The sequence below is a fragment of the Arthrobacter sp. M4 genome (assembly GCF_020251205.1).
GTDB lineage: Bacteria > Actinomycetota > Actinomycetes > Actinomycetales > Micrococcaceae > Arthrobacter.
Map to the genome: position 1 here is coordinate 340,384 of NZ_JAIWYX010000005.1, position 10,607 is coordinate 350,990.

The window sequence follows — 10,607 nt, forward strand, 5'->3', positions numbered from 1 at the left end:
CACAATGCTTCCCACTAGGTCACGGCTCTCAGTCCTGGTCTTTCTCCTCCCGCCCCTGCTCCTTTATGGCGCGGCAGTGCTGTTCCCAATCCTGCAATCGCTGTTCCTGAGCTTCTTCTCCTGGAACGGCATCAGCGACATGGAGTTCATTGGCCTTGCCAACTACCTCCGGATGTTCACCGGCGACGACGTCTTTTGGCGCTCCTTCTTCAACGCCCTGGGCTATCTGGCCATCTGCCTGATCCTCCAGTTGGGTGGGGCGCTTTTTGTCGCCAGTCTCCTGACTTCCCTGCGCCGGGGTGCCGAACTCATCAAGACCCTGTATCTCCTTCCAGCCGTGATTTCCACGGTTGCCATCGCTTTCCTCTTTGTGCGGATCTATTCGATAGATCCGGTGGGCCTGCTCAACCAGCTCCTGCATTGGATCGGCCTGGGCGATCTTGAACGTGCCTGGCTTTCAGACGTCAACACCGTCCTGGCCGCGGTCTCTGCCCCCGAAGGGTGGCGCTTCACTGGGCTGTACATGCTCATCATCTACGCGGCCTTGCTTGCGGTACCCAAGGAACTGGAGGAAGCCGCCATCCTCGATGGCGCATCCCGGTGGCAACTGTTCACAAAGATCCGCTTCCCCTTCATCCGTCCGGTGTGGATCACCACCGTGATTATGGCCACCACCTACGGCCTGCGCGGCTTTGACATCCCCTATCTCATGACCAACGGCGGCCCGGGCCAGTCCTCGGAACTGCTGACCACTTACATGTACAAGACAGCCTTCACCAGCACTGACTTTGGCTACGCCAGCACCATCTCGGTGTTCATCGTTATCGAGTGCCTTGTCGCCGTCGGCCTCATCCTCGTGATGCTCAAACGAAAGGCGGACGCATGACCGCGCAAGCAGCCCCAGTCACCAGGACGATCTCTGCCCTGCCAAGCAGCAGCCCGCCCTACCGCAGCAGGCGTCGGCCCAGCCTTTACAGGACGCTCTCGAAAACGCTGATCATCCTCATCGTCATCGTGCAGGTTTATCCGCTGGCCTGGCTGTTCATCACCAGCCTTCGCACGGAACACGACTTTGCCACCGGAGACCCATTCGCTCTTCCGGCAGCGCTGACCTTGGATAATTACGCGCGGGCCTTCCAGACCGGCAACCTTGGCCTGAACATCCTGAACAGCTTTATCGTCACGATGGGCGCCAACGTCCTGATCGTGATTCTAGGGATGATGGCTGCCTACGCCATCCAGGTCCTCGGTTTCCGGCTGAGCCACCTGGTCCGAGGACTGTTCCTGATCGGAATCATCGTCCCGGTCCAGATCGCCCTGGTTCCTTTGTTCATCGACTATTCAACCGTGAACCTGCTGGACACCTATCAATCGATGATTATCCCCCTGGCAGGGTTCTCCCTCCCGATGTCTGTCTACCTGTTCTCATCCTTCTTCGAATACATCCCGCGGGAGACCTACGAGGCAGCATCCCTGGACGGCGCCGGTCCGTACCGGATCTTCGGTTTGATCACGCTTCCCCTTTCGGTCAATACGGTGGTCACCGTTGTGTTGGTGAACAGCATCTTCATCTGGAACGACTTCATTTTCGCCAACACATTTGTCCTTTCCGAGGAGCTCAAGACCATTCCCTTGGGCCTGCAAAACTACATCGGAGCCATGGGGAAAGTAGACTGGACCGCCACGTTCGCGGCTGTTTGTGTGACGATCACGCCGTTGTTGCTGGTCTTCCTGGTGCTCAACAAAGCGATGATCCAAGGCCTTGAGAGCGGGGCGACAAAGGGCTAAATATGCCGCTGGTTAGACTAGGACGGGAGGGCCAATGACGTCTGGGAAAAGCTCGAGGGACACTGAAGCGGATTCGGTGCAGCCTCTGACGGCACGGAAGCCGGGTCACCCAGTTACCCTTCGCGATGTCGCCGAACTGGCAGGCGTATCATCGGCCACGGTGTCGCTGATCGTCAACAAAAAGAAGGATGCCCGGATCGGCGTTGAGACCCGGCGTCGTGTCCGGGAAGCCATCAACCAACTTGGCTATAGGCCGAACGCCATGGCCAAGAACCTGGTCAGTGGGACTTCCAGGTTTATTGGACTTGTTGCCGACGGTGTGGCTACCACCCCATTCGCGGGCCAGATCATCCATGGCGCACAGGACGAAGCCTGGAAGCACGGCTTTGTTTTGCTCGTGGCCAACACGGAAGGCGATGACGCCGTCGAAGAGGACGCCATTTCGATGATGCTTGAGCACAAAGTGCGCGGCATCCTGTACTCAACCTGGTTCCACCGTGCAGCCGAAATTCCAGCGGCACTGAATGAAACAGACTTTGTTTTGGTTAACTGCTTCGCTCCCGGAACCGATGCGCCCGCGGTTGTACCTAACGAAGTACAAGGGGGGCGATCCGCCACCGAAATCCTCACCCGGAAAGGCCACCGCAGGATCGCTTTTATCAACGCGACCACGCCAGCTCCGGCGAGGGACGGACGGCTTCAGGGGTACCAGCAGGCTCTGGCATCGGCCGGCATTCCCTTCGACCCGCATCTTGTGTTCGACGCCTACCCCGACCAGGAAGGCGGGTATGCGGCCGCCGACAAGCTGCTGGACCTCAACGTCACCGCTGTGTTCTGCTACAACGACCGAATGGCCATGGGTCTCTACGACGCCCTGGTCCGCCGCGGGATCTCCGTCCCTGACGATTTGGCGGTTGTCGGATTCGACAACCAGGAAGTCATAGCCGCCCACCTCCGCCCGCCGCTTTCGAGCGTGGGCCTTCCGCACTACGAACTGGGTGCCGCAGGAGTACGGCTACTGCTGGGAATCGAAAAGCCGGAGGGCTACCCGATGGTCAAAATTGAATGCCCTGCCGTTGAACGCGACTCAGTTGCTTCAACCGTCCCAGCCTGAACGCGCATCAAGTCGGTGGCGTGGAGCGGAGTTGCGCCCATCGTGTTGCACTGCTTGTAGGGTTGACGGGTGCGAGCCATTCTCCAGCGGGTCACCCGCGCTGAGGTTACCGTCGACGGCGAAACTATCGGAGCCATTGACCGGCCCGGGTTAGTGGTTCTCGCCGGAGCAACCCACACTGACACCCGAGATGACGCAGCGGCGTTGGCCAACAAGATTTGGACCCTGAGGATCCTCGACGACGAAAAGTCCTGTTCCGATGAGAACGCGCCACTCCTAGTGGTTAGCCAGTTCACGCTCTACGCGGAAACGCGCCGCGGACGCAGGCCGTCGTGGTCTGCCGCGGCACCGGGAGCGATCAGCGAGCCCCTGATCGATTCACTGGTGGAGGAACTACGCAGCCTCGGCGCAGAAGTGGCCACCGGACGATTCGGCGCGATGATGCAGGTTTCGCTGGTCAACGACGGCCCCTTCACCATCAGCCTAGACACGGCAGATTTCGCTACCCCACGCCGCGGTTAGCGTCCAGGAGGTCCGGCTCGAGCGACACAACGATCCGCACGCCGGGGCCGTCCTCCGTGATCCGCATTGTCAGGTTCCGGGCCAACAGCGCCTCTCCTGTCCCAAGAGCTGGCACGGCTTCCAGCTGGGCGGCCAGACGGCTCACAGCGGATGCCATGGCCCTACCCCAGTGCTGTGGATCACGGCTGGAGGCAATTGCCTCGCCAGCAAACTCAGTGTTGATAGTGTCCATCTCCAAAGACCTCTCTCGAAAGTGCTGTCCGCGACAGGTACCGGTATAGCGTTAGGTGCGATCCGGCGTCGGATCCTGGCTGTGGGCCAGGATTTCTGCCAGCTCGGCGAGCCGATGCGCGCGGGCCGATTCCGCTGGGGTGAATGGTTCGCCGGGGCGGGAAAAGACCAGCGGTCCATGCCAGGCCGTGGGGATCTTGAGCAGTGCAGAAGGGTCGACGGCGGCGGGCGGCGGGGGCGTCGAAAACGCACCGGCAGTTCGCGGCTGGCTATCCGACGGCAGGCCTGGGTGATGGGTCGACCCCTCGGTGTCCTGCGCCACGATGTTGGCGCCCAAGAGTTCAGCGACAGCGAGCGGCAGCTCATCGGGGTTGGCTGCCACGCGGGCCGCCAGGCTCAGCGCTTTCGTCTGGCCGTCGGCCATGGCCAGGGCGGTGGTTGGCCAAACGTGCGTTTCACGGCCACCGGCAAGATCCAGTGCCGCAACAATGTCGTGTTCCCGCAGGTGGCCTGGCGCCGAAAGCACAAATTCGTCCACCACCGTTCCGTCCATCGGATGCACGTGGATGCTGAGGATGTTTGTGTCCAGCCTGGCGAGTGATGCTGTGACCTTCTTGAGTGCGCCGGGCTGGTCCCTGAGGACGGTGCGCGCCCGCCACAATGCTGGAGCGTCGCTGAGTTTGCGGCGATGCCGAAGCGCCGGCGCGTGCAGCCAACCGCGGAGAACCTTCGCCGCGGAGGGCTCGGCAACCCAAATCACCAGTACGGTAGCCGTGACGGTCAACAGCAAAACCTTGGCTACGTAGGGCAAGTGGGTTTCCACCACCAGCGCATGTACCAGCAGTTCGATGGGAAGCATGATTGCAATGTTCGCGAGGGTCAGCCTTGCCTTCGGAGGTTCGGGCAGCTGACCGCAGACCTCGCAGGAGAGCTCGGCCGTGGCATGAGTTCTCACCTTGGGCTTCATGACACCCATGGTGCCGTGCGGCTGTTACCGCCGGATTGCCGTCGCGTCACGATTTGGCGCGGCCCGCCGTCGACCCCGATCCGCCGTCTAGCGCGGCCCGCGGAAGAACCCGGTCCGCCGTCGAACCCGGTCCGCGGAAGAACCCGGTCCGCGGTCGAACCGGATAGCCGTCGAGCTCCCCGTCGACCCGTCCCTAGTTGCGGTCGGCTGCGTTTTGCGAAGGCTGGGCGTCGCGAGTGGAGGCGGCCACCTCGGTCAGGAGGTCGCGGATCTCAGCGAGGAGGGCGGTGTCGGCCGGGATGGGTTCCTCCTCCGGTTCCTCAGTGGCGAGCCGCGCCTTGACCAGGCTGTTGATCTTGTTCATGGGCGCCACGAAGATGAAGTACACCACCGCAGCGGTGATCAGGAAGGTCACCAGTGCGGTGATGACGGCACCGAAGTCGACGAACGTCGCCGGGTTGTCCGGCCAGATCCGGAAGCCGAGGCCGTCCGCCTGAACCCCTCCGGCGGCGGCGATCACGGGGTTGATGATGTTCTTCGTGAACGCCGTGACCAGCGCGGTGAACGCAGTGCCGATGACAACGGCGATGGCCAGTTCGATGACGTTGCCGCGAAGAATAAAGTCCTTGAATCCCTTGAACATGGGAATGACCTCCGGGTATGGGCGGGTGATGTCAGACTCGGCCAGTGGGCGCAATAGGTACGCAGCAGTAGCCAACCAAGCGACGACGATACCATCGGCACCTCAAGACGCGTCCGTTGCTTTCATCACATTCGGTCCTGTTCCTTCCGTTCAACGGACTGCGGCTGCGCCCCGAGACGACTCCGAACGTACGATTCGAGGCGGACGACAAGGCCGCCGTCGGATAACCGTGAGGACAGAAGGCGGGCAACAGTGAAGACTTTGGCGGACATGTTCACGATAGGTCCGGCCAACAAGGACCACCACCCGGCCCTTCGCTGCGCCGTGGGCATCTTCGTGCCACTCATCAGCCTGACTTTGCTTGGCCGCCTGGACCTTGCCGTGTTCGCCTCCTTTGGTGCCTTCACCGGCATCTATGGCCGCAACGAGCCGCACGCCCAGCGTTTCCGAAGCCAGCTTCGCGCCGGCTCGCTCATGTTCGCGGTGGTCCTGCTGGCCACGCTGATGGCCCGCTTAAGGAGCGTCTTGGACGGCGCCGGATCCGACGGCGGTTTGGGGCTCGACGGCGGCAGTTACCTCTGGCTTTTGGTCCTGGCCACCACGCTGGTGGCCGGGGCCTCCTCCGTGGTGGCTGCCTTATGGCGGCTCAGGCCATCGGGCTCGCTGTTCCAGATTTTTGCCTTCGCGGCTATCGCTTCGATTCCGCAGCAGCCTCCCCTCGCCGAGGCGCTCTTGACGTGTGCCGCGACGGTGGCGTTCTGCCTGGCGCTCGGCATGTCGTCCCGAGTAGTGAAGAGCCACAGGGTGCCCTGGCGCTGGCCCGCTCCTCAGCGATTGACGGGTCCCGAACGACGGACGGCCTACCTGGAGGGGATTGGCTATCTGCTGGCGGCCGGCCTCGCAGGAAGCCTGGCGACCGTTGTAGGCGAGGCGCTGGGTTTTGGGCACAACTACTGGGCGATGGTGGCGGCCGTGGTGCCGCTGGTAGGGCACACCACACGGCACCGGGTGAGCCGGGGCCTGCAGAGAATCGCTGGCACCGTGGCGGGGCTCGTGCTGATGGCGGGCATCATCTGGCTGGCCCCCTCGCCCTGGCTGATGATCCTGATCATCGCCATTTGCCAGTTCGGTGCGGAGCTGTACATCACTCGCCAGTACATGGTGGCGCAGGTCTTCGTGACGCCGATTGCCCTGCTATCCACGCTGTTGGCGGCACCAGGCGCTGCGCCTGGGATATTGCTCCGTGACCGCATCGTGGAGACCGTGATCGGTGCCGCCGTCGGAGTTGTCGTGGTGACTGCGCCCGCCGTTTGGGCCGCGATGCGGCGGCCTGCCCAACCCAAGCGGGCATCATGGCGGTAGTCCAATCAGCGTAGGACGTGCCCGGCGGCTGAGTGCCTAAGCGGTAGCAGCCGGGCGACGTCGGAGTGTTTCAGGTGGCGTCCTTCAGGTTGGGCGACCCGGCTCCTGGACCAGACCTTAGCGGCTCGCAGGATGGCGGTCGGCAGTAGCTTCAGGCGAGCCTGAAGCGGAGCTGCCCAACGTCGTCGCAAGCGTCTGGGGGACGCCCATCAATGCCGCCGCTCCGATGACGCCGGCCAGCGCGAAAGCGTAGAAGCCCCAAGGGTAGGCGATGCCGGCGGCAACCAAGGTGCCTGTCACGGCAGGACCCACGATGGCGCCCACGCGACCGACGCCGGCCGCGAAACCGAGTGCCGTGCCGCGGAGTCGGGCTGGGAAGAGCTGGCTGACCCACGCGTACACCAGCACCTGGGAACTGAAGACGAACACGCCTGTCACGAAGACAGCCGCATTGAGGAGGAGCTCGCTCTGCATTTGAACGCTCAGGATGCCCAGGAAGGCGGCAGACAGGCCAAACCATAGGACGACGATCCGCTTGGTGCCGTGCTTATCGGCGAGGTGGCCTGCGATGACCAGACCTACAACAGCGCCAAAATTCAGCACCAGCAACAGGACCAAGCCAGCACTGACCGTGTATCCGGCCGAGGACATGAGCTGCGGCAGCCAGGTGTTCAAGCCATAGACGAGCAGCAGGCCCATGAACGAGGCCACCGCGATGCCCGCAGCAACCAGCGGATACGGCTTTTCCAGGAGTTCTCGGAGACCAGTGGGCCGGGGCTTTTGGGGTGTCGCGTCCGGGGTGGAGGGTGCGACGGCGTGACTCACATGGGTCGGCAAGGATTCGGGCAGTTTGAACCAGAGGAAGGGGAGGAGGACTAGGCCCGCGACGCCACCGATGATGAACATTGAGCGCCAGTTGGGCACGAGAAGCAGGGCCAGGAACGCGGTTGCGACGGCGCCGGCGTGGTATCCGGTCATGGTCCGGGTGGTCGACTTCCCGGCGCTTCCTGCCGGCGCATAGTCGTTCATGTAGGCGAGGGCGGCGGGGAGGCAGGCGCCAAGGCCCAATCCAGCGAGCATGCGCAGTAGGGAGAAGATCGCCACGGTGGGGGCGAATGCCACCGCGATGGTGAAAATGGAGAACGTCGTGACGCAGGCCAGGAGGAGCCTGCGTCGGCCGAATTTGTCCGCCAGCGGGGCAATGAACAGGGCTCCGAGACCAACGCCCACTAAGGAAATCGTGGCCGCAAAGGTAGCGCCAACGGCGTCGAAGCCGAGGTCTTTTGACTTGATCAGCGTGGGGATGACGGTACCCAGGACAACTAGGTCGAATCCGTCCAGGACCATGGCCAGCCAGCAAAGCCACACGGGCCACTGGGATTTCTTTGGGGCTGTCGTCATTGACATATGTGGTTCCTCGGTGCAGGGGTTGTTTTTGGGGCTGTAGTCGTGCCGCCGATTGTGGGCCTGCGGAGCAACTCAGGCAGCGTGAGATTTGTATCACCTGCCGGTGTTGCAATGAATACCAGATTCCATTGAATGGGCGATGGGCTGGCCCCACCCTGTTGGTCGGGGGGTCGCTTGGTGGACTTAGACTTGATCCATTGAATGGAATGAACCTAAGGAGGCCGTCATGGCCAACTCGGCGTCTGGCGACTCCGTAGTGGATCGCGTGGTGCGTCTTGTGGAGGCCTTTCCGCAAGGTTCCGCGTGGTTACAGCTGGCTGAGCTGGCAGAGCGTGCGGACCTGCCTTTGAGCAGCGCCCACCGCTTGGTCCGGCAGTTGGCGGACCACGGCCTCCTGGAGGTTGGCAGCGGCGGTGCGGTTCGTCTGGGGCTGCGCTTGTGGGAGCTCGCAAATCGGAACTCGCCGACATTGGAACTCCGCCGTGCGGCGATGCCCTTTATGGAGGACATCCAACAAGTCCTCAACCAGAATGTGAACCTTGCAATCCTGGATGGTTGGGAGGCGTTGTTCGTGGAACGCCTGTCCCGGCGTGGATCCGTAGCCAACCGGGCCCAAGTGGCGGGCCGCATGCCGGTTCACATTTCATCAGCCGGCCTGGCCCTCATGTCACACCAGTCAAAGGAGATCCAGGCTGACTACCTCGGTCAGTTTCACGACCCCGCCGGCAAAATGACGCATGAAGGGTTGCGGGCCTTGTTGAGCGAAGCCTTGAAGCAGGGCTATTCGGAACTGGCCGGAGTTGTAGATCCCGACACGTGGGGAATCGCGGTGCCCATCCTGGACGGAAAGCGGCGAGCGGTGGCCGCACTCGGCGTCGTGGTTCCCTTGAGCGAGGTGCGCCTGCAGGCGCTGGTCCCAGTGCTCCAAACGGCGGCACGGGGGATTGGGCGGCAGTTGGGCGGGGCCCAAAGATAGTGGCGTGATCACTTCGAGCCACGATTTAGGGATTCCCAGCACCTTAGGCTACGGGCAGAGTCAAGCCTCGATTAGACGTCCCGTGAAGTATCGCGAGTGCGTCTTCTGGATGGATTCCAAGGAGTCAAAACCCGCTAGGCGATCCATTCAACGGAATCTGTGTAACGCTGATCACGGACCTCACCGCACACTGAAATCCAGACAGCCAACACACCCTGAGGCAATGAAGCCCCCTGAGGCAATGAAGCAAAGGGTCCGCAGCGAAGCGAGGAAACCGTGGCACGCAAGACCATCACCACCCAGGTTGCCATCATGGGCGCAGGGCCGGCAGGACTAATGCTCTCTCATCTCCTGTACAAGGCCGGCATCGAAAGCACCGTCATCGAAGTCCGTAGCCGCGAAGAGATCGCAGCAACAGTCCGCGCGGGAATTCTGGAGCACGGAAGCGTCAATCTCCTGGTGGACTCCGGAGTTAGTGACCGCGTCCTCCGCGACGGCGACGAGCACCAGGGCATTGAGCTCCGCTTCAATGGCGAGAGCCACCACATCGACTTCAGCGACCTCGTCGGTGAATCCGTCTACCTCTACGCCCAGACTGAGGTTTTCAAGGACCTCGCCGAGCGGCGAGAACTCGACGGCGGCGACGTCCGCTACAGCTGCTCCAACACGCAGGCCTCGGAGTTCGCGGGACGGCCGGTGGTCCAGTTCACAGACTCGGAGGGCCAGGAATTCGAGCTACAGGCCGACTTCCTGGTGGGCGCCGATGGATCCCGCAGCCATTGCCGCTTTCAGGTCCCGGAAGCTGACCGCAAGTGGTATTTCCACGAGTACCCCTTCGCATGGTTTGGCATCCTCACCGAGGCACCAAAGAGCTCCAAGGAACTCATCTACGCCAACTCAGAGCACGGTTTCGCCCTCATAAGCCAGCGCAGCGACGACGTCCAGCGCATGTACTTCCAGTGCGACCCCAAGGAAAACGTGGGTGAATGGGATGACGACCGCATCTGGGCTGAATTCCGCCGCCGGGTCAACGGCAACGGCTTCGAGCTCAAGGAAGGCCCGGTCATAGACAAGATGGTCCTGCCGTTCCGCTCCTTTGTTCACGCGCCCATGCGCCACGGCAACTTGTTCCTCGCCGGCGATGCGGCCCACACCGTCCCGCCGACCGGTGCAAAAGGGCTCAACCTCGCGTTGAACGACGTCAAGGTTCTCTTCGAAGGCCTGGACAACTACTTCAAGTCGGGATCCACGTCCCTGCTGGACAGCTACTCGGACCGCGCGCTCGAGCGGGTCTGGAAGGCACAGCACTTCTCCTACTGGATGACCACAATGCTCCACCACGTACCGGGCGCCGACGAATTCGGCCGTGCCCGCCAGCTCGGGGAACTGAACTCCGTGATCTCCTCGCGGCATGGTCGCGCCTACCTCGCCGAGGCATACACAGGCTGGCCGTCCAAGTAGCCCAGCCCTAAGATTCGACGGCGGCAGCGGCCGATCGCCGTCGTCGTACTTTCCTTTATGTGTCGTCCGCCACGGAATTCCTCACTTTAGGTGGGTTCTCGCCACGTAATTCCCCACTTTGAGCGGCGGTTCGCCA

Annotated in this window: 11 protein-coding genes; 7 read left to right on the plus strand and 4 right to left on the minus strand. The window is 62.3% G+C overall.

Translation table 11 applies throughout. From position 1 onward, the window contains the following. Positions 1–4 precede the first annotated feature (4 nt). From LD110_RS11680 to dtd, 4 genes are all read left to right on the plus strand, one after another. Positions 5–886: a carbohydrate ABC transporter permease gene (locus LD110_RS11680; protein ID WP_225498970.1), complete on the plus strand. Its 882-nt coding sequence runs from the start codon at positions 5–7 to the stop codon at positions 884–886. Then, positions 883–1,788: a carbohydrate ABC transporter permease gene (locus LD110_RS11685; RefSeq protein WP_225498971.1), complete on the plus strand. Its 906-nt coding sequence runs from the start codon at positions 883–885 to the stop codon at positions 1,786–1,788. Before LD110_RS11680 ends, LD110_RS11685 begins: the two co-directional genes overlap by 4 nt. A 34-nt stretch (positions 1,789–1,822) precedes the next feature. Continuing rightward, positions 1,823–2,902 carry a LacI family DNA-binding transcriptional regulator gene (locus LD110_RS11690; protein WP_225498972.1) on the plus strand — a complete coding sequence of 360 codons (1,080 nt, stop codon included), beginning with the start codon at positions 1,823–1,825 and terminating at the stop codon, positions 2,900–2,902. A 69-nt stretch (positions 2,903–2,971) separates the two neighbouring features. Next, complete coding sequence (gene dtd, locus LD110_RS11695) at positions 2,972–3,424, plus strand: D-aminoacyl-tRNA deacylase (protein ID WP_225498973.1); 453 nt, start codon at positions 2,972–2,974, stop codon at positions 3,422–3,424. Here the strand turns inward: dtd and LD110_RS11700 are convergent. The 3 genes from LD110_RS11700 to mscL all read right to left on the minus strand — a co-directional run bounded on the left by LD110_RS11700 (position 3,405) and on the right by mscL (position 5,265). After that, on the minus strand, positions 3,405–3,656 hold the full coding sequence (locus tag LD110_RS11700) for a hypothetical protein (protein WP_225498974.1): 252 nt from the start codon (positions 3,654–3,656) through the stop codon (positions 3,405–3,407). The genes dtd and LD110_RS11700 overlap by 20 nt on opposite strands. 51 nt (positions 3,657–3,707) lie before the next feature. Then, a complete protein-coding gene (locus LD110_RS11705; protein ID WP_225498975.1) occupies positions 3,708–4,622 on the minus strand; it encodes an amino acid-binding protein in 915 nt (304 codons plus the stop codon). A gap of 193 nt (positions 4,623–4,815) precedes the next feature. After that, positions 4,816–5,265 carry a large conductance mechanosensitive channel protein MscL gene (gene mscL, locus LD110_RS11710; protein WP_225499004.1) on the minus strand — a complete coding sequence of 150 codons (450 nt, stop codon included), beginning with the start codon at positions 5,263–5,265 and terminating at the stop codon, positions 4,816–4,818. A 252-nt stretch (positions 5,266–5,517) separates the two neighbouring features. Here mscL and LD110_RS11715 point away from each other — a divergent pair, with 252 nt between their 5' ends. After that, entirely contained in the window at positions 5,518–6,627 is a 1,110-nt protein-coding gene (locus LD110_RS11715) for an FUSC family protein (protein ID WP_225498976.1), read from the plus strand. A gap of 117 nt (positions 6,628–6,744) precedes the next feature. On the opposite strand, the gene LD110_RS11720 is transcribed toward LD110_RS11715, so the two are convergent. Then, positions 6,745–8,034 (minus strand): aromatic acid/H+ symport family MFS transporter, encoded by a 1,290-nt coding sequence (locus LD110_RS11720; protein ID WP_225498977.1) that lies wholly within the window; start codon positions 8,032–8,034, stop codon positions 6,745–6,747. Positions 8,035–8,260: 226 nt separating this feature from the next. Between LD110_RS11720 and LD110_RS11725 the strand changes: the two genes are divergently transcribed. Beyond that, a complete protein-coding gene (locus tag LD110_RS11725) occupies positions 8,261–9,010 on the plus strand; it encodes an IclR family transcriptional regulator (RefSeq protein WP_225498978.1) in 750 nt (249 codons plus the stop codon). Between the two features lie 276 nt (positions 9,011–9,286). Continuing rightward, on the plus strand, positions 9,287–10,471 hold the full coding sequence (locus LD110_RS11730) for a 4-hydroxybenzoate 3-monooxygenase (protein ID WP_225498979.1): 1,185 nt from the start codon (positions 9,287–9,289) through the stop codon (positions 10,469–10,471). The last annotated feature ends 136 nt before the right edge of the window (positions 10,472–10,607 follow it).